We start from the raw sequence: 19,241 nt of genomic DNA, 5'->3' as shown, positions 1-19,241 counted from the left end.
CCCCGCCCCGTCCCGCCCGCGGTAGTCGAATGCGACGGACATCAGTAGCCTCCGGAGAACTTGTCGCCGAAGTCGATCCCGCTCGCGGCGATGGCGTCGGCGGACGCGTCGGACGGGGACTCGACGCGCTGCACCAGTCGGTCGAAGCCCTCGAGGTCGTGCACCTTCTCGAGCGCCGCCTTGCGGGTGATGGTGCCGACGTTGACCAGTTCCGCCAGGTCCTGGTCCATGGTGTGCATGCCCGCGTCGCGCCCCGCCTGCATCGCCGAGGTGATCTGGTACGTCTTTCCCTCGCGGATGAGGTTGCCGATCGCGGGGGTCGTCTTCATGATCTCGGTGGACACGATGCGCCCGGTGCCGTTGGCCTTGGGGACGAGGGTCTGGCACACGACACCTTCGAGGGTGGCGGCGAGCTGGGTGCGGATCTGCCCCTGCTGGTGCGGCGGGAACACGTCGATGACGCGGTCGATGGTGCCGGGAGCGCTCTGCGTGTGCAGGGTGGCGAACACCAGGTGGCCCGTCTCGGCGGCGGTGAGGGCGACGGAGATCGTCTCGAGGTCGCGGAGCTCGCCGATGAGGATGACGTCCGGGTCCTGGCGCAGCACGTGCTTCAACGCGCGGGCGAAGGACTGCGTGTCCGCGCCGACCTCGCGCTGGTTGATGATTGCCTTCTTGTGGTCGTGCATGAACTCGATCGGGTCCTCGACCGTCACGATGTGGTCGGCCCGGGTCTCGTTGACCAGGTCGATGAGCGCGGCGAGGGTGGTCGACTTGCCGGATCCAGTCGGGCCGGTGACGAGCACGAGGCCGCGCGGCAGCTTGGCGAACTCCCCCACGTGCTCGGGGATGCCGAGCTGCTTGAGGGTCTTGATCTTCGTGGGGATGATGCGGAAGGCCGCACCCCAGTTGCCGCGCTGCTGGTAGTAGTTCACGCGGAAGCGGAACTCGGGCGACAGCGAGTACGCGAAGTCGAGTTCCTGTTCCTGGTCGAACTGCGCCGCCTGTTCGGCGGACATCAGGGTCTTGAGGGCGGCGATGACCTTGTTGCGCGCCCACGGGCCTCCCGGCACGGCGGGACGGAGCGAGCCGTCGACGCGGACCGTGGGCGGCGCGTCGGCGGTGACGTGCAGGTCGGACGCACCCTGGTAGACGACCTGGGCGAGTGCGGTGACGAGGTCGGCGTCGGCGTCTTCCCGCGCGTGGCGGGTGAAGTTGATCTCGGCGCTGCCGGACGGCGCGGCCATCGGCACCGGCGGTGCGGTGACGGCCTGGAGGCTCGTGGTCACGACCGCGGGCACGACCGGCAGCCGTTCGGTCGCCTGGTACCCGAGTGCGGAGTCCGGTTCGTAGCCGTAGGTCGCGGTCGACGGCGGCACCGCGGCTGGCGGGGTGGCCGGCACGGCGTACGGCTGGGCGACAGGGACGGCGACGGGTGCGCCGCTCGGGGCACCCCAGCCGACGAGGTCGTCGCTCAGGTCGTAGACGGGGGTGGCCGGCACCGCGGGCGCGGCGCCTGCGTCCGGGGTGGCGGGTTCGGCGGGCTGCACGGGGTGCTGCTGCGCGGCCTGCGCCAGGCGTGCGGCCCGGCGGCCACCGACCTCCAGGCCGGGTGTCCCGGGGTGCCAACCGTCGACGGGTTCGTCGCCGGCAGGGGTCAGGTCGTACACGGAGTCCGTCATCTGTCCGTCCTCCACGCCTACGCGACCACGCGCAGGATCTCGTCGACGCTCGTCAGCCCGAGCTTGACCTTCTCCCACCCGTCCATGCGGAGGGTGAGCATGCCCTGCTCCTGGGCGACGCGGCTGATCTCGGCGCTCGAGGCCCGGGACACCGCGAGGCGCTCGATCTCCTCGGACACGGTCATGACCTCGTGCAGGGCGATGCGTCCGCGGTACCCGGTGTTCGAGCAGACGGAGCAGCCGATCGGCGCGAAGAAGTCCGGCACCTCGGCGGCGGCGCTGTCGAGGAACCCGAGGGCGTGCAGCTGCTCGGCTTCGTAGAACGCGGGGGCCTTGCACCGGTCGCAGAGCTTGCGGGCCAGACGCTGGGCGACCACGCAGTCGAGTGCGGATCCGACGAGGAACGGTTCGATGTCCATCTCGGTGAGCCGGGTGATCGCGGACGGGGCGTCGTTGGTGTGCAGGGTGGAGAGCACGAGGTGGCCGGTCAGCGACGCCTCGATCGCGATCTGGGCGGTCTCGTGGTCACGGATCTCACCGAGCAGGACGACGTCGGGGTCGGAGCGGAGGATGCTGCGGAGCGCCGATGCGAAGGTCAGTCCGGCCTTCGGGTTGACCTGCACCTGGTTGACACCCGCCATCCGGTACTCGACCGGGTCCTCGACGGTGATGACATTGATCTCGGGCTTCGCGACCGCGTTCAGGGTCGTGTAGAGCGTGGTCGACTTGCCGGAACCGGTGGGGCCGGTGACCAGGATCATGCCGTACGGCTTCGAGTAGGAGCGCTGGTAGGCAGCGGCGTTCCGGTCGAGCAGGTTGAGGTCCTTCAGCGTCAACGACGTGTTCGTGTTGTCGAGGATGCGCATGACGACCTTCTCGCCCCACACCGTCGGCAGCGTCGCGACGCGGAGGTCGATCTGTCGTCCGCCGTGCCGGACGGACATCCGGCCGTCCTGGGGCTTCCGCCGCTCGGCGATGTCGATGTCGCTCATGATCTTGAGCCGGCTGATGACGCCGTTCTGGATGTTCTTGGGCGCCGGGGTCATCTCGTGCAGGACACCGTCGATGCGGTAGCGGACCCGGACCTCGTGCTCGCCGGGCTCGATGTGGATGTCGGACGCGTGGTCCTGGATCGCCTGCGAGACCAGCAGGTTGACGAAGCGGACGATCGGGACGTCGTCGAGCGAGCCGTCGCCGATGTCCGCCTGGTGCTCGGTGGTCCGCGCTTCTTCTTCGAGCGACGACGTCAGGTCGTTGAGCTCGTCGTCGGCGCGCAGGTACCGGTCGAACGCCGACAGCAGGTCACGTTCGTCCACCTGCAGTGGCTTGATCGGCCGGCCGGACGCCGTGCGGGCGTCGTCGATCGCCAGGACGTTCGCCGGGTTGACCATGGCGAGCACGAGAGTCTCGCCCTCGAACCCGATGCCGAGCACCGCGTGCCGGCGGCACAGCGGCGCGGGGAGCACCGAGACGGCCGTGCCGTCGACCGGGTAGTCGGTCAGCGGGACCGTCTTCGAGTTGTGCGACGCCGCACGCGCGGTGATGTACTGCGCCTCGCTCACGACGCCCTGCTCGACGAGTGAGCGGATCGCCTGCTCGTCGACGTCTTCGTGACCGGTCATCGCGTCGAGGTACTCGATCGGGAGGGCGCCGTTGAGGATCAGGATCTCGGACAGGGTTGCCATGTGCCCTGTACCTCCTTGCTTGCGCGCGCGACGGATCGGCGTGGATCGATGGGCGCCGCCAGGGTTGCGGCGCTCGACCACGGTACGTCCGGCGCCCGGCCGCGGAGCAGTCCCAGAAGGAGGGGCCGGAGGGGTTCTGACTGGACCCAGAACAGGGGTACCCGCGGGTATCGAGATCCGCGGATGGGGCCTAGAGCGCCATCGAGGTCGTGATCGTGGCGCTCCCGCCGACGAACCCGAGTCGTTCGTAGAGCGCCACGGCACCGCTCGGGTTCTCAGCGTCGACCTCGAGGGACGCCGCGGACAGTCCGGCGTCGCGCAGGGCGTCGAGGGTGGCCCGGACGACCAGCGGTGCGAGGCCCCGCCCGCGTGCTCGACGGACGACACCGACCCAGTGGATGTACCCGAAGCTCCGTCCGCGGGCGGCGAAGGCACCGGGGTCGGACTCGACCACCGTGAACGCCAGGACGTCCCCCTGCTCGTCCACGACCACGCGAGACAGGTCCAGCCGGCTCTTCTCGGCGGTGAGGTACCCGCGCCAGTCCGCTTCGACCATCGGCTGGGAGCCCCAGTGGTCGCGGAAGGCGTCGTTCTTGGCCGCCCGCATCGGCTCGATGTCGTCTCCGGTCGCCGCGCGCAGCACGAGGCCGTCCGGCAGCGCCGGCAGGGAGTCCCGTTCCGCAGCGCGCTCGTCACCGTCGAGCACGACCTGCATGTCGACCCAGGTGCGCACCGGGTGGAGTCCAGCCCGTGCGGCAAGCGCGAGCGCGGACGACCCCTGCGGAGCAGTGAGGTCGACGGCACCGGGCAGATCGAGGTCGAGCCCGGCGAGGTGCTGTCGTGCCCGCGCGGTCTGCCAGGCGAGCACCCGTCGGCCGATGCCCTGACCGCGGTAGGTGGGGCGCACCGAGCCGCCCAGGAGGATCCGGGCAGCGGTGTCCCTGGTCGGGACGGGGATGACGATGGCGTACGCGTGCACATGCCCGTCAGCATCGATCCCGACGACCGTGTCACGCTCGGGGTCGAGCCCTTCTGTGGACAGCCGGTGCACGAAGTCCTCTGTGGAGGGATGCGCGTGCGGCTCGTCGACCGCCGCCGACTCGAGGGCGATGCCGTGCACGGCCGGCAGGTCCGCCATGGTGGCCGGCCGGAACGTCAGCCCGCCGACCGGCTCGGGGAAGTCGAGGTGAGCCGGAGCCGTGACCCGTTCGCGCAGCGTCGCCATGCCTCCAGCATGCCCTACCCCTCGACGCGCCCGGCATCGACGGACCATGATGAGACATGGACATCACGAGCGTGACCGTGGGGTTGCCCGTGACCGACCTCGAGGCCTCCTGCCTCTGGTACGGCGCGGTGTTCGAACGGCTCGAGCCCGACCTCGAACCGACCGAGGGCGTCGCCGAGTACGAGGTCGGCGGCATCTGGATCCAGCTCCTCGAGGAGCCCGACGCCGACGACAACCCCGTCATCGTCCGCTTCGGCGTCGACGATGTCGCCGCCCAGCACGCCCGCATCGCGGCCCTCGGCATCGACGTCGGACCGATCGAGTGCGTCGACGGAGCCGTCGACTGGTTCGACGCCCGCGACCCCGACGGCAACGTCCTCAGCCTCTACTCGCTCGCCGACGAGAGTGGCCGCGGTTCCGGCGGGCGCGACAGCGACGCCGGGCGCTCCGTCTAGGACCCGCCCCGTCCGGACGGGAGGCCCGTGACGGGTCCGCTCCGTGCCTCCCGTCCGTCACCGTGGCTCGGCACGCAACTGACGGAACCAACCCAGCACCAGGGGCACCACCGTCCAGATCATGAACGACGTGAGTGCCGGTCCGACCCCGACGGCACCTGCGTCGTCATCGACCCTCCACCGGAGGACCGGGTCCGCAAGCCAGCTGGCGAAGCCGTAGGGATTGGCCCAGACGAGGACAGCGGGGGTGAAGGCGAGTGCGATCGTCAGGACGAACGGCGCGAACACCGCAACCACGAGCGCCGGCGCAGTGCGCAGGATGAGCCCTCCGACCGCCATGGCCGTCAGGGCCGACGCGATGGTGGTGCCCAGCATCGAAGCGAACTGCGCGCCGACTCCAGCAGTCACGATGGTTTCGGCTGCCTGGACATGTGCGACGAGGAACACCAGGGCCGCGATGATGTGGATCACGACGAGTGAGCCCACCGTGAGCGCGAGGACAGCGAGGTAGCGGGCGACGATGACCCGAGAACGCCTCGGAGTCAGGACGAAGGTCACCAGGGCGGCCCGTGTGCCCCAGTCTGCAGTGAAGACCATGACCGCGAGCATCCCCACCAAGAGCGGCAGACCGAGCGACACCGCGGACACGAACGACTCGAATGTTCCGGATGTCCCGCCGGGGACGACGAGGCCGAGCGCGATACCAGCGCCGATCGTGACGATGAACGCCCATCGAGGACCCCGAGTGTCCACTGCTCGCCTGAGTTCGACGGTGGTGAGTCGGAAGACCTTCCGCATCAGTCGACCTTCCCCTGGTACTCGGGTGCCGACACTGTTGCGAGGAACTCGTCCAGACGGTGCTCATCGGCCCGGAGCTCGCACAGAGCGATGCCCTGGTCGCAGGTGAGTCGCCCGACGGCGACGGGGGAAGCCTCCACGACGAAGCGGCTCCCGGTCTGCTGAACACGCCATCCGGCTGCTCGGAGGACGCTTCCGAGACGGGTGTCGTCCGACCCGACTGTCGTCCGTTCTGTTCGGACGTCGCTCAGCGCCGTGTCCGCGACCACCCTCCCACGGGACACGGCGACGAGTCTGTCGGCTGTCCGCTCGACAGCAGCGAGCTGATGGGTCGAGACGAGCACGGTCCCTCCGCGATCGGCGAACGTCGTGAGCACGTGATCGAGCCAGAGGATGCCGCCGGGATCGAGGCCGTTGGACGGTTCGTCCAACACGAGCGCGCCCGGGTCACCCAGCAGGGCGTGTGCGATGCCGAGGCGCTGCCGCATGCCGAGTGAGAGCTGTCCCACGCGTCGCATCTGCACGCCTCCGAGTCCGACCAGCTCGACGCATTCGACCGCGCGGTGGGAATCGACCCCCATCGTCATCGCGCCCAGCCGCAGCGTCTCTCGAACTGTGCGACCAGGGTGGAAGGCCGACGCGTCCAGGACGACACCGATGGCAAGCGCGGGCTCCTCGATGTCCAGGAGACGTCGGCCGTTGATGAGTGCCGCACCGGCGTCGGGCCTGGTCAGACCAGCCAGGACGCGCAGAGCGGTCGTCTTCCCTGCACCGTTCGGACCGCAGAACGCAGTGATCGTGCCTGGTCGACAGGTGAAACTCACGTCGGAGAGAACGGTGTTCCGTCCGTAGCGCTTGCTCACACCGTGGAGAGCGATCTCGACGCTCATCGTGTCACCGCGTGGATCAGGAACGCGCTGCTGCAGAGGAGCAGGCAGAAGACGAACGCAACGGGGGCTCGACGGTTCGCTGAGTCCAGTGTCCCGGCGGCCGCGCAGCACATCACAGCACCGCCCGCGGCCGCTACCGCGAGTGGCTTGTCCGTGAGTACCGCCGTCGGAGCCCACATCGCGATGACGACTGCAACGACGGACAGGACACTCGCTCCTCGAGACCGCAACGGATGTGGTCGTGTTGTTCTCGTTGTCGGCATCTCCGTGGTCTCCACCGCCTCCGGTGACGGGGGCCGCACCCCAGTACGGCCCCCGGTCACGCCCATCAGTTGAAGGACTTCCAGATGTCCCAGGCGGTGATCGCCGTGCTGATCGCACCGACCACGCCCTTGATCGCTGGCCACACCTTCGTCCGGAATGTCGCGTACGCCTTCTTGACGCCGTCCACGACCTTGTTCCAGAGTGCGGGCACCTTCTTCAGCGCGTTGATCGCAGTGCGGACGAGGGTGCCCCAGCTCCGCGTCTCGGTGCCGGTCGCGGTCGCGGTCGGCGCTGCAGGCGCTGCCCGGGGAGACTCCGAGATCGAGAGCGCCTCGGCCCGGACAGACACGTGATCGCCTCGGACCGCCGCGGGCCCCTGGGCGGTGGGCGCGCTGGCCTGGGCCGACAGCCCTGATCCGAGCACGGACGCAGCGGTGATGCAGGCGACGATCGCCGTGGTGGTCGCCCAGTTGTGTTGCTTACACTTCATCAGATTGCTCCTCGCAGTCATCGGGCGCCGGACCGGGCATGGTCCGGCGCCCTTTCCGAACTCGGGGCAACATATCAGGTGTAGACGTTCAGTTCTACTCGGGGGCTGGTGCTGTTTGACATCCCGCGACAGAGCCACCACCGAACGGACAAGGATCCCGCGCCCGACTTCCACCGCCGACGAAAGCGGCCGTGGTTCCGGTGGTCGCGACAGCGACGCCGGTCTGCGCTTGGGACCCAGCCCCATCCGGACAGGAGGCCCGTGGCGAGCCCTCCCCGTGCCTCCCGTCCGGCGCCCGCGGGCGCAACCGCACGAACGAAGAAGGGCCCCGCATCCGACTGGATGCGGGGCCCTCCTCAGGGACTCACTCGGTTCAGTTGTACGTACCCGGCGTGAAGTCGTCCGACGAGAAGCTGTCGAAGTCGACGAAGCTCAGGTCGGCGTCCGAGAACGACGAGTCGTCCGCGAAGATGCGGTTCGGGTACCGCTCGGCCTTCGCTTCTTCCGTCGCGTTCACGTCCACGTCGCGGTACCGGCTGAGGCCCGTCCCGGCGGGGATGAGCTTACCGATGATGACGTTCTCCTTGAGGCCGACGAGCTGGTCCTGCTTGCCCTCCATGGCCGCCTGCGTCAGGACGCGGGTGGTCTCCTGGAAGGACGCGGCGGACAGCCACGACTCGGTCGCGAGGGACGCCTTCGTGATGCCCATGACCTCCTGGCGAGCCGAGGCGGTCTTGCGACCCTCCTGCAGCGCAGCACGGTTGATCGCGTTGTAGCGCGACCGGTCGACGAGCTCACCCGGCAGCAGGTCGGTGTCGGCGTGGTCGACGACGGTGACCTTGCGGAGCATCTGACGGACGATGACCTCGATGTGCTTGTCGTGGATCGGCACACCCTGCGAGCCGTAGACGTCCTGCACACCGTTGACCAGGTGCTTCTGGACCTCTCGGACACCCTTGACCCGGAGGACTTCCTTCGGGTCGACGGTGCCGGCGATGAACTGCTCGCCGAGCTCGACGTGCTGGCCGTCCTCGATGAGGAGGGTCGCACGCTTGAGCACCGGGTAGATGAACGGCTCGTCGCCGTTGTCCGGCGTGAGGATGATCCGACGACCCTTGTCCGTGTCCTCGATCGTGGCGCGGCCGGGGGCCTCGGCGATCGGGGACGCGCCCTTCGGGGTACGCGCCTCGAAGAGCTCGGTCACGCGGGGCAGACCCTGCGTGATGTCGTCGGCCGAGGCCGAACCACCCGTGTGGAAGGTACGCATCGTCAGCTGGGTACCGGGCTCACCGATGGACTGGGCGGCGATGATGCCGACCGCCTCACCGATGTCGACCAGGTTGCCCGTGGCGAGCGAACGGCCGTAGCACTGCGCGCAGACACCGACGGCCGACTCGCAGGTCAGGACCGAGCGCACCTTGATGCTCTCGACACCGGCTGCCAGCAGCTTGTCGAGGAGGACGTCACCGACGTCCTCGCCGCCCTCGGCCACCACGGTGCCCGAGGCGTCGACGGCCTCGGTCGCGAGGGTGCGCGAGTAGACGGTGTTCTCGACACGCGGGTCCCGGACGAGCTTGCCGTCGGCACCCATCGTCGCGATCGGCAGCTCGAGGCCACGGGTCGTCCCGCAGTCGTCCTCACGGATGATGACGTCCTGCGACACGTCCACGAGACGACGGGTCAGGTACCCCGAGTCGGCGGTACGGAGAGCCGTGTCCGCCAGACCCTTGCGAGCACCGTGCGTGGCGATGAAGTACTCCGCCACGGTCAGGCCCTCGCGGTACGAGTTGATGATCGGGCGGGCGATGATGTCACCCTTCGGGTTGCTCACCAGACCACGCATACCGGCGATGTTGCGCACCTGCAGCCAGTTACCACGAGCACCCGACGACACCATGCGGTTGATGGTGTTGTCCTTCGGGAAGTTGTCGCGCATCTCCTGCGCGATCTCGTTCGTGGCCTCGGTCCAGATCTTGATCAGGTCGGCGCGACGCTCCGAGTCCGTGATCAGACCCTTGTCGAACTCACCTTGGACCTTGGCGGCCTGGATCTCGTAGCCCGCGATGATCTCCTTCTTGCGAGGAGGCGTCACGACGTCCGAGAGGGCGACGGTCACACCGGAGCGGGTGCCCCAGTAGAAGCCGGCGTCCTTGATCCGGTCGAGTGCAGCGGCCGTCTCCGTCTTGGAGTAGCGCTCGGCGAGGTCGTTGACGATCGCAGAGAGCGTGCCCTTGTCGGTGACCTTCTGGACGAACGGGTAGTCCGTCGGGAGGGTCTCGTTGAACAGCGCGCGACCGAGGGTGGTCTCGAGGAGGATCGACTGACCGACCTCGTAGCCCTCGGGTGCTTCACCCTCGGCGAAGTGGACACCCGACATGCGGATCTTCACCATCGCGTTGAGGTGCAGCGTGTTCTGGTCCTTCGCCATGATCGCCTCGGCGACCGAGGAGAACGAACGGCCTTCACCGACGGCGCCCTCGCGGACGGTCGTCAGGTGGTGCAGACCGATGATCATGTCCTGTGCGGGCAGGGTCACCGGGCGGCCGTCGGACGGCTTCAGGATGTTGTTCGAGGCGAGCATCAGGATGCGGGCCTCGGCCTGGGCCTCGACCGACAGCGGCAGGTGCACGGCCATCTGGTCGCCGTCGAAGTCCGCGTTGAACGCAGCACAGACCAGCGGGTGGAGCTGGATGGCCTTGCCCTCGACGAGCTGCGGCTCGAACGCCTGGATGCCGAGACGGTGCAGCGTGGGCGCACGGTTCAGCAGCACGGGGCGCTCGCGGATGATCTCCTCGAGCACGTCCCACACCTGGGCACGCGAACGCTCGACCATGCGCTTGGCCGACTTGATGTTCTGCGCGTGCGACAGGTCGATCAGGCGCTTGATGACGAACGGCTTGAACAACTCGAGCGCCATCTGCTTGGGCAGACCGCACTGGTGGAGCTTGAGCTGCGGGCCGACGATGATGACCGAACGACCCGAGTAGTCGACGCGCTTGCCGAGCAGGTTCTGGCGGAAACGACCCTGCTTGCCCTTGAGCATGTCGCTCAGGGACTTCAGGGCGCGGTTGCCGGTACCCGTGACGGGGCGGCCACGACGACCGTTGTCGAACAGCGCGTCGACCGCTTCCTGCAGCATGCGCTTCTCGTTGTTCACGATGATCTCGGGGGCACCGAGGTCGAGCAGGCGGCGGAGACGGTTGTTGCGGTTGATCACACGACGGTAGAGGTCGTTGAGGTCCGACGTGGCGAAGCGGCCACCGTCGAGCTGCACCATCGGGCGCAGTTCCGGCGGGATGACCGGCACGACGTCGAGCACCATCGCAGCCGGCGAGTTGCCGGTGGCGAGGAAGGAGCTGACGACGCGCAGACGCTTGATCGCGCGGATCTTCTTCTGGCCCTTGCCCTCGGCGATCTGCAGACGCAGTGCCTCGGCCTCGGCGGCCAGGTCGAAGGCCTCGAGCCGCAGCTTGATCGCCTCGGCGCCCATGAAGGCGTCGAAGTAGATCCCGAAGCGGTCCTGGAGCTCGTGGAAGACGGCGTCCTCGGGCTTGAGGTCGCCCACCTTGAGGTTGCGGAAGTCCTCCCACACACGCTCGAGACGGGTGATGTCCTCGTCGAAGGACTTGCGGACCTGGGACATCTCCTTCTCGGCGGTGTCCTTGGTCCGGCGCTTCACGTCGGCCTTGGCGCCTTCTTCCTCGAGCGCTGCGAGGTCGTCCTCGAGCTTCTTGAGGCGGTCGGCGATGATCGAGTCGCGCTGACCCTCGAGCGTCTTGATCTCGAGGCGCATCTCGTTCTCGAGGCCGGGCATGTCAGCGTGACGGCCCTCCTCGTCGATGCTGATGATCATGTAGGCAGCGAAGTAGATGACCTTCTCGAGGTCCTTCGGGGCCATGTCCAGCAGGTAGCCCAAGCGCGACGGAACGCCCTTGAAGTACCAGATGTGCGTGACGGGTGCGGCGAGCTCGATGTGGCCCATGCGCTCACGACGGACCGAGGACTTGGTGACCTCGACGCCGCAGCGCTCGCAGACGATGCCCTTGAACCGGACTCGCTTGTACTTGCCGCAGGCGCACTCCCAGTCGCGGGACGGACCGAAGATCTGTTCACCGAACAGACCGTCCTTCTCGGGCTTCAGGGTGCGGTAGTTGATCGTCTCCGGCTTCTTGACCTCGCCGTACGACCACTGGCGGATGTCCTCGGCGGTAGCGAGGCCGATCCGAATGGCGTCAAAGGAAGTTGCTTCGAGCAATGTTCTTCTCTCTTGCTGGTTCGAAACGTGTTCAGCGGGCGGGATCAGATGTCGTCGACGGACGACGACTCGAACCGCGAGGAGATGTTGATGCCGAGCTCTTCAGCGGCACGGAAGACCTCGTCGTCCGTGTCGCGCAGGCTGACCGCCTGGCCGTCCGCCGAGAGGACCTCGACGTTCAGGCAGAGCGACTGCATCTCCTTCATGAGGACCTTGAACGACTCCGGGATGCCGGGCTCCTGGATGTTCTCGCCCTTGACGATCGCCTCGTAGACCTTCACGCGGCCGAGGATGTCGTCGGACTTGATCGTCAGGAGCTCCTGGAGGGCGTACGCGGCACCGTATGCCTCGAGCGCCCACACCTCCATCTCGCCGAAGCGCTGTCCACCGAACTGCGCCTTCCCACCCAGCGGCTGCTGCGTGATCATCGAGTACGGGCCGGTCGAACGGGCGTGGATCTTGTCGTCGACCAGGTGGTGCAGCTTCAGGATGTACATGTAGCCGACCGACACGGGCTCCGGGAACGGCTCGCCGGAGCGACCGTCGAAGAGCTGTGCCTTGCCCGAGGAACCGATCAGACGCTCGCCGTCGCGGTTCGGGAGCGTGGAGTCGAGGAGACCCTCGATCTCGCGCTCGTACGCACCGTCGAACACCGGGGTGGCGACCTTCGTGCCGGGGGCTGCGCTGTGCGCGGCTTCCGGCAGGTTCTCGGCCCACTCCTGGATGCCCTCGACCTGCCAGCCCTGCTTGGCGAGCCACCCGAGGTGGATCTCCAGCACCTGGCCGAAGTTCATGCGTCCGGGGACGCCGAGCGGGTTGAGGACGATGTCGACCGGGGTGCCGTCCGCGAGGAACGGCATGTCCTCGACCGGCAGGATCGTCGAGATGACGCCCTTGTTGCCGTGACGACCGGCGAGCTTGTCGCCCGCGGTGATCTTGCGCTTCTGGGCGATGTAGACGACCACGCGCTGGTTGACGCCCGAGCCGAGCTCGTCGTCGCCGTCCTGCGAGTCGAACACCTTGACGCCGATGATCGTGCCCTCTTCACCGTGGGGCACCTTGAGCGAGGTGTCGCGGACTTCGCGCGACTTCTCGTTGAAGATGGCACGGAGCAGGCGCTCCTCAGCGGACAGCTCGGTCTCGCCCTTCGGCGTGACCTTGCCGACGAGGATGTCGCCGGGGCGGACCTCGGCACCGATGCGGATGATGCCACGCTCGTCGAGGTCGGCCAGGAGGTCCGGGCTGACGTTCGGCAGGTCGCGGGTGATCTCTTCCTTGCCGAGCTTGGTGTCGCGGGCGTCGACCTCGTACTCCTCGATGTGGATCGAAGAGAGCGTGTCGTCCTTCACGAGGTTCTGCGACAGGATCATCGCGTCCTCGTAGTTGTAGCCCTCCCACGGCATGAACGCGACGAGGAGGTTCTTGCCGAGCGCGAGCTCGCCGTTCTCCGTCGCGGGGCCGTCGGCGATGACCTCGCCCTGCTCCACACGCTCACCGGCGCTGACGATCACGCGGTGGTTGTAGCTGGTGCCCTGGTTCGAGCGGTCGAACTTGCGCAGGTAGAAGGTCTGCGTGCCACCTTCGTCGAGCTGCAGGGTCACGGCGTCGGCCGAGACCTCGGAGACGACACCGGCCTTGTCGGCGGTGATGACGTCGCCGGCGTCGATGGCGGTGTAGCCCTCCATGCCGGTGCCGACGAGCGGCGACTCGGAGCGGAGGAGCGGCACGGCCTGGCGCTGCATGTTCGCACCCATGAGGGCGCGGTTCGCATCGTCGTGCTCGAGGAACGGGATGAGCGAGGTCGCGACCGACACCATCTGGCGCGGCGAGACGTCCATGTAGTCGACCTCGTCCTTGCCGACGAGCTCCACCTCGCCGCCCTTCTTGCGGACGAGCACCTTGTCGTCAGCGAAGTGGAACGTGCTCGTCAGCGGGGCGTTGGCCTGCGCGACGACGAACTCGTCCTCTTCCGAGGCGGTCAGGTAGTCGATCGTCTTCGTGACCTCGCCGTTGACGACGCGACGGTACGGGGTCTCGATGAAGCCGAACGAGTTGATCCGACCGAAGGACGCGAGCGAGCCGATCAGGCCGATGTTCGGGCCTTCCGGGGTCTCGATCGGGCACATGCGGCCGTAGTGCGACGGGTGGACGTCACGGACCTCGACGCCGGCACGCTCACGGGACAGACCACCCGGGCCGAGGGCCGACAGGCGACGCTTGTGCGTCAGACCCGCGAGCGGGTTGTTCTGGTCCATGAACTGCGACAGCTGGGACGTCCCGAAGAACTCCTTGATCGCAGCGACGACGGGACGCACGTTGATGAGCGTCTGCGGCGTGATGGCCTCGATGTCCTGCGTGGTCATGCGCTCGCGGACGACGCGCTCCATGCGGGACAGACCGGTGCGGACCTGGTTCTGGATGAGCTCGCCGACCGCACGGATGCGACGGTTGCCGAAGTGGTCGATGTCGTCCACGTCGAGGCGGAGCTGCACTGGCTCACCGTCACGGACGCCGTCCATGGTGGTGCGCTCGGCGTGCAGGGACACCAGGTACTTGATCGTCGCGACGATGTCCTGCACGGTGAGCACCGAGTCGGACAGCGGGGCGTCGATGCCGAGCTTGCGGTCGAGCTTGTAGCGACCGACCTTCGCCAGGTCGTAGCGCTTGGAGTTGAAGTAGAAGTTGTCGAGGAGCGCACGCGCGGCCTCGGCAGCGACCTGCTCGCCCGGGCGCAGCTTGCGGTAGATGTCCTTGAGCGCCTCTTCCTTCGTGAGGACGGCGTCCTTCTCGAGGGTCGACTCCATGGACGCGAAGCCCTGGAACTCCTCCATGATCTCTTCGCTCGTCAGGCCGAGGGCCTTGAGGAAGACGGTCACGGACTGCTTGCGCTTGCGGTCGATGCGCACGCCGACCTGGTCGCGCTTGTCGATCTCGAACTCGAGCCAGGCGCCACGCGACGGGATGATGCGCGCCGAGTAGATGTCCTTGTCGGACGTCTTCTCCTGCGCACGCTCGAAGTACACGCCCGGCGAGCGGACGAGCTGCGAGACGACGACACGCTCGGTGCCGTTGATGATGAACGTGCCGCGCTCGGTCATGAGCGGGAAGTCGCCCATGAAGACCGTCTGCGTCTTGATCTCACCGGTCATGTGGTTCATGAACTCGGCGTTGACGTACAGCGGAGCGGCGTAGGTCTTGCCGCGCTCCTTGCAGTCGTCGATCGAGTACTTCGGGTCCTCGAGCTCCGGGGACGTGAACGAGAGCTGCATGGTCTCGCCGAGGTCCTCGATCGGGGAGATCTCCTCGAAGATCTCCTCGAGGCCGGAGTGCAGCGCGAGGTCGGTACGACCCTGCTCCTGCCCTTCGGCGAGGCGGGCCTTCCATGCGTCGTTGCCGACGAGCCAGTCGAAGCTCTCCGTCTGGAGGGCGAGCAGATCAGGAACCGTGAGGGTGTCCGTGATCTTGGCGAACGAGAGTCGCGAGTGGTTGCGACCGTTCTTGGGGTTGGTGGATGCGTTGGGCGCAGCAGCCAAGGGTGTGACCTCCGGTAGGCCCCGTCGGGCCGACACTGACGAAGCAGTGTGTAGGTGAGTGGATAGATCGCTCGGCGCAACCCGGTGATCAGGACACGAGTACGGTGTGCTCCGGGTCCGGAGCCGCGTGTGGGATGATCGGTGAGCGGGTCCCGCCGCCATATACGGGACCGGCATCACCAGGCGTGTTCAGCGAAGCACCTGCTGAGAGGCGTCTTCGTGGAACTCGGTCGACCGCAATATGACGACACGGATGCCAGGGAGCGCGAACTGTCATCATAGGTGGCTCGGCAGTGCGCTGTCCAGTCCCTGGCTTGACCGAGATCGAGTCCGGCGTGTATAAGCGCCGGACGACCTGTCTCATTCCACGGCGGGAGCCAGAGCGGAGCCCTCGGCGGGAGCCAGAGCGGAGCCCGATCGGGCAGCCCCGACCAGCGCCCGCACCGCGTCCTCGGGCCGGTCGCTCCGCACGAACGTCGTCCGCCCCGACACGTCGGTGATCTCCACGCCGGGCCCCGGCGTCAGCACGAGTGCACGCCGTCGACGACCGATCCGCAGGCCGATGCCGCCGTAGGTGTGCGCATCCGCCTCGGTCACCCGGACCGCCGTGATGCTGCGGCGGGCGATGCGCCGCGGCGGGAGCGGGCGGAAGTGCAGGACGACCGCGTCCTCGGTGACCGTCAGGCCGGCCCGGGCGACGAGCGCCAGGACACCGACGACGACCGCGACGAGGCCCGGGATCAGCAGGGCGGACTCGGGCGCGTCCCCCGGCCAGGCCAGGACGGCCGCGGTGAGCGCGAGCCCGGCCGTCAGGACGACCCCGCCGACGGCGCGCATCCAGACCGGTGCGCCCTGGTGGTCCTCGACGAGCGGACGGGAGGCCCGCCCCGCCCCCGCCTCGCTCCGCACCCGGGCCGGAGCGTGCGTCGGGGTCCAGCCCGGTCGGCTCGGTCGGACGGGGACGGACAGGGTGTCGGCGGTCATGGGGGTGCTCCTTCGGGCGTTGGCGCCCGGACGTCGTGCGGGGTGTGCTGGCCGCGGTGCTGGTGAGGGCGGTGCGGGGCGCAGCGGTGCGGGTGGACGCGGAGCACGTCGTCAGGACCCGCGACGGGCGCGGGGCTCGTCGTCGGGCAGGCGTCCGGGTCGGTCCCGACGGACACGCGGGCGGCTGCCGGTGGCGGGCAGTCGACGACGCGGTCTGAGCGGGTCCGGGACGACGGGCACGACCGGTCGGTGGGGATCCGCGGTCGCGTCGCTCGTCGTCGCGAGGACCCGTCCACGGTACGTCGCGAGGCTTGACGTCTCCTGTCCGTCGATGCAGGAGCATCGACCAGGACCTGAGCCAGCACGGGCGAGGAGCCGCCACCGGGCGCAGGATCGCCGCAGGCGACGGGCAGCGTCAGCGCAGGACGCGGGCGACCGCCTCCGCCCGGCTGCGGACACCGAGCTTCGCGAAGACCTGGTTGACGTACGACTTCACGGTCGGCACGGTGAGGAACAGCTCGGCGGCGATCTCCGGGTTGGTGCGACCCTCGGCGATGCGGGTCAGCACGTCGGCCTCGCGCGGGGTCAGCTCCGGGAACCGCTGCCGCACGTCGGGCGCCCCGGCCGCCGCGCTCGGCTCCACAGCACCAGAACCAGCACCGGCACCCGCACCAGTGCCCGTGGCCCCGGCCCCGGCCCCGGCCCCGGCCGCCAACCGTGCCAGGACCATCGCGCCCACGGTCGCATCGAAGGTGGTCTGCCCCGACGCCACCGCCCGGATCGCGGTGGCGATCTCCGCACGCCCCGCGTCCTTCGTCAGGTAGCCCCGGGCGCCGGCGGCGAGCGCGGTGAGGATCGAGTCGTCGTCCGCGTACGTCGTCAGCACGAGGACCGCGGTCCCCGGGTGCTCGGCGGTGATCCGCCCGGTCGCCGCGGCTCCGTCCAGGACGGGCATCCGCAGGTCCATCAGCACCACGTCCGGGGCGAGCGCCGCGACCATCGCCACCGCGGCCGCGCCGTCCTCGGCTTCGCCCACGACCTGCAGGTCGTCGACGAGCGACAGCACCGTGACGAGACCGTCGCGGACGATCGCCTGGTCGTCGGCGACCAGGACCCGGATCGTCACGAGGTCCGACCGCTCGTGCCGCCGACGGCGGGACGCGCGGCGTCCTGGGCGACCGGCACGTGCATCGCGACGACGAACTCGCCGTCGGACCGCTCGGCCTCGACGGTCGCGTCCCCGCCGAGCTCGGCGAACCGCTCGCGCATCCCGAGCAGACCGTGTCCGTCGGCGGCGACGGGGTTCGCGACGATGACGTCCACGGCGTCGCCGTCCCGGATGACGGACAGGGACACGGGGCGGCCGGGCGCGTGCCTGCGGGCGTTGCTGAGGGCCTCCCGGACGGCGGAGACGACGACCGCGCGGGTGGCCTCGTCGACGTCGGGCAGGTCGAGGTCGCCCTGCACGACGGCGGTGCCGCCGAAGGAGCGGTGTGCGTCGACGAGGGCGGCGATGCCGTCGCCAGCCGGTCGGGAGGCCCGTGGCGACTCCGCCACACCACCCGCGTCCGGTCCGGGGGTACCCGAGGGAGCGGCGTCGCCGGGCTGGTCGTCGCGGAGCGCGCGGACCGCCCGACGCGCCTCGGTGAGTCCGTCGGCGGCGAGGGCCCGGGCGTCGGTCGCGCGCTGCCGGGCGTCCTCGACGCGGCCGGCTTCGAGGAGCGCCTCCACCGCGTCGAGCTGCAGGACCAGGCCGCCGAGCGAGTGCGCGAGCACGTCGTGCACGTCCCGGGCGACCCGCGCCCGGTCGGCGAGCAGACGTGCCCGCTGCTGGTCGCGGTCCGCCTGGCGGGCCTGTTCCTCGAGGACGCGTGCCTGCTCGGCGGCGACCCGGAGCTGTCGGCGGCTGACGCCGATCACGACGCCGAGCGCCAGGCCGAGCGCGGTCCCGAGCACCAGGGCGACCGAGGTGCCGGCGGCCGCGGCGACCGCGGCGACGACCACCACGGCGGCGAGCGCGGCGACGACGGCGACCCAGACGGGCAGGGCCGGCGCGGCCTCGAGGACGACGAGCCCGATGATGACCGGCACGAGCAGGAGCCCGTCGGTGTGGACGACCGCGAGCGACCCGGCGCCGACCATCAGCACGGCGGCGGGCACGGCGATGCGGGGTGGTGCGTACTCGCGGACGGCCCAGGCGGCGAGCGCGACGGCGCCGGTCACCCAGACCCAGACGGGCAGCTCCTGGGCGACGCCGTTCCGGACGAACCAGAAGGCCACGACGACGATGCCGACCGCGTTGAGCCCGATCGACAACCCGGCGCGGGACCGGCCCCGTGCGGAGTCGGTCCCGGCGGCACGCCCCTCGGGGCCGCGGAGGTCGGTCATCCCACCATCATGCCGCGGGCGGCGCGGGCGTCGTTCTGGAGGCGCTGGTCGACGACCAGGGCACGGGCGGCACGGTTGACGGCGAGCATGAGGAGGATGACGCCGGTCGAGGTGAGCAGGTGTGCACCGAGGTGGGCGCCGACGACGTCGAGGCCGACGCGGACGACGATCAGGGCGACCCAGAGGGCGGCACCGATCCAGCCGGTGCGGGACTGCAGGGTGCGTCCCTTCGCGTCGGGCGTGCTGACGGTGCGGAAGCGGGTGCGGCTGCCCATCGCCAGCCCGATGCCGACGGAGAGCAGCGCCTCGATGCCGAGGAAGACGACGTCCTGCGGGTCGATCGTGGCGGTGCTCTGGGCGAGGACCACGATGCCGATGCCCGCCATCACGACCGGGCCGCGCCAGATCCGGGCCGGGTCCAGGAACTGCCAGGTGGACTGCTTCCAGGCGAGGTACCCGACGAGTGCGAGTCCGATGACGACGTTCGTGAGGAGCTGGACGGACATGGGGTGGGCCTCCCGGTCGTGGTCCGGCGGGGTGTTCCCCGCCGGTGGTCCAATCGTCGCCAGGGGACGTCCGCCGGCCCACCACCCAC

13 protein-coding genes are annotated in these 19,241 nt (G+C 69.2%); 1 reads left to right on the top strand and 12 read right to left on the bottom strand.

The window, feature by feature from the left end; translation table 11 throughout:
* Positions 1-41 precede the first annotated feature (41 nt).
* From QL987_RS14860 to QL987_RS14850, 3 genes are all read right to left on the bottom strand, one after another.
* A complete protein-coding gene (locus tag QL987_RS14860) occupies positions 42-1,679 on the bottom strand; it encodes a type IV pilus twitching motility protein PilT (protein WP_290158373.1) in 1,638 nt (545 codons plus the stop codon).
* Between the two features lie 17 nt (positions 1,680-1,696).
* The gene (locus tag QL987_RS14855) at positions 1,697-3,364 is read right to left on the bottom strand and encodes an ATPase, T2SS/T4P/T4SS family (protein ID WP_111073953.1); all 1,668 of its coding nucleotides are present in this window, start codon (positions 3,362-3,364) and stop codon (positions 1,697-1,699) included.
* Positions 3,365-3,554: 190 nt separating this feature from the next.
* On the bottom strand, positions 3,555-4,589 hold the full coding sequence (locus QL987_RS14850; protein ID WP_290158372.1) for a GNAT family N-acetyltransferase: 1,035 nt from the start codon (positions 4,587-4,589) through the stop codon (positions 3,555-3,557).
* Positions 4,590-4,645: 56 nt separating this feature from the next.
* Between QL987_RS14850 and QL987_RS14845 the strand changes: the two genes are divergently transcribed.
* Positions 4,646-5,044: a VOC family protein gene (locus QL987_RS14845; protein WP_290158371.1), complete on the top strand. Its 399-nt coding sequence runs from the start codon at positions 4,646-4,648 to the stop codon at positions 5,042-5,044.
* 57 nt (positions 5,045-5,101) lie between these two features.
* Here QL987_RS14845 and QL987_RS14840 read toward each other — a convergent pair whose 3' ends face one another.
* From QL987_RS14840 to QL987_RS14800, 9 genes are all read right to left on the bottom strand, one after another.
* Positions 5,102-5,683 (bottom strand): hypothetical protein, encoded by a 582-nt coding sequence (locus tag QL987_RS14840; protein ID WP_290158369.1) that lies wholly within the window; start codon positions 5,681-5,683, stop codon positions 5,102-5,104.
* A 158-nt stretch (positions 5,684-5,841) separates the two neighbouring features.
* Positions 5,842-6,732, bottom strand: coding sequence for an ATP-binding cassette domain-containing protein (locus tag QL987_RS14835; protein WP_290158368.1), 891 nt, complete (start codon positions 6,730-6,732; stop codon positions 5,842-5,844).
* 328 nt (positions 6,733-7,060) lie between these two features.
* Positions 7,061-7,486, bottom strand: coding sequence for a hypothetical protein (locus QL987_RS14830; protein WP_290158366.1), 426 nt, complete (start codon positions 7,484-7,486; stop codon positions 7,061-7,063).
* A gap of 373 nt (positions 7,487-7,859) precedes the next feature.
* Positions 7,860-11,741 (bottom strand): DNA-directed RNA polymerase subunit beta', encoded by a 3,882-nt coding sequence (locus tag QL987_RS14825; protein ID WP_111073958.1) that lies wholly within the window; start codon positions 11,739-11,741, stop codon positions 7,860-7,862.
* A gap of 44 nt (positions 11,742-11,785) precedes the next feature.
* Positions 11,786-15,274, bottom strand: coding sequence for a DNA-directed RNA polymerase subunit beta (rpoB, locus tag QL987_RS14820; RefSeq protein WP_111073959.1), 3,489 nt, complete (start codon positions 15,272-15,274; stop codon positions 11,786-11,788).
* Between the two features lie 360 nt (positions 15,275-15,634).
* Positions 15,635-16,258, bottom strand: coding sequence for a hypothetical protein (locus QL987_RS14815; protein WP_290158363.1), 624 nt, complete (start codon positions 16,256-16,258; stop codon positions 15,635-15,637).
* A gap of 415 nt (positions 16,259-16,673) precedes the next feature.
* Positions 16,674-17,384 (bottom strand): response regulator transcription factor, encoded by a 711-nt coding sequence (locus tag QL987_RS14810; protein WP_290158361.1) that lies wholly within the window; start codon positions 17,382-17,384, stop codon positions 16,674-16,676.
* The gene (locus QL987_RS14805; protein WP_290158359.1) at positions 17,381-18,646 is read right to left on the bottom strand and encodes a histidine kinase; all 1,266 of its coding nucleotides are present in this window, start codon (positions 18,644-18,646) and stop codon (positions 17,381-17,383) included. The genes QL987_RS14810 and QL987_RS14805 overlap by 4 nt, the downstream gene beginning before the upstream one ends.
* Positions 18,643-19,152, bottom strand: a complete 510-nt coding sequence (locus tag QL987_RS14800) for a hypothetical protein (RefSeq protein WP_290158358.1) — start codon at positions 19,150-19,152, stop codon at positions 18,643-18,645. The genes QL987_RS14805 and QL987_RS14800 overlap by 4 nt, the downstream gene beginning before the upstream one ends.
* Between the last annotated feature and the right edge of the window lie 89 nt (positions 19,153-19,241).

It is taken from the genome of Curtobacterium sp. APC 4022, from assembly GCF_030407555.1.
GTDB lineage: Bacteria > Actinomycetota > Actinomycetes > Actinomycetales > Microbacteriaceae > Curtobacterium.
Note: the sequence above shows the minus strand (reverse complement) of the source record. Positions and strands in the feature narration are given on the sequence as shown.

What these genes read in the sequence shown, in the direction of transcription:
- QL987_RS14860 (WP_290158373.1), bottom strand. Translation starts at nt 1,679, where the DNA reads ATGACGGACTCCGTGTACGACCTGACCCCTGCCGGCGACGAACCCGTC.
- QL987_RS14855 (WP_111073953.1), bottom strand. Translation starts at nt 3,364, where the DNA reads ATGGCAACCCTGTCCGAGATCCTGATCCTCAACGGCGCCCTCCCGATC.
- QL987_RS14850 (WP_290158372.1), bottom strand. Translation starts at nt 4,589, where the DNA reads ATGGCGACGCTGCGCGAACGGGTCACGGCTCCGGCTCACCTCGACTTC.
- QL987_RS14845 (WP_290158371.1), top strand. Translation starts at nt 4,646, where the DNA reads ATGGACATCACGAGCGTGACCGTGGGGTTGCCCGTGACCGACCTCGAG.
- QL987_RS14835 (WP_290158368.1), bottom strand. Translation starts at nt 6,732, where the DNA reads ATGAGCGTCGAGATCGCTCTCCACGGTGTGAGCAAGCGCTACGGACGG.
- QL987_RS14830 (WP_290158366.1), bottom strand. Translation starts at nt 7,486, where the DNA reads ATGAAGTGTAAGCAACACAACTGGGCGACCACCACGGCGATCGTCGCC.
- QL987_RS14815 (WP_290158363.1), bottom strand. Translation starts at nt 16,258, where the DNA reads ATGACCGCCGACACCCTGTCCGTCCCCGTCCGACCGAGCCGACCGGGC.
- QL987_RS14805 (WP_290158359.1), bottom strand. Translation starts at nt 18,646, where the DNA reads ATGACCGACCTCCGCGGCCCCGAGGGGCGTGCCGCCGGGACCGACTCC.
- QL987_RS14800 (WP_290158358.1), bottom strand. Translation starts at nt 19,152, where the DNA reads ATGTCCGTCCAGCTCCTCACGAACGTCGTCATCGGACTCGCACTCGTC.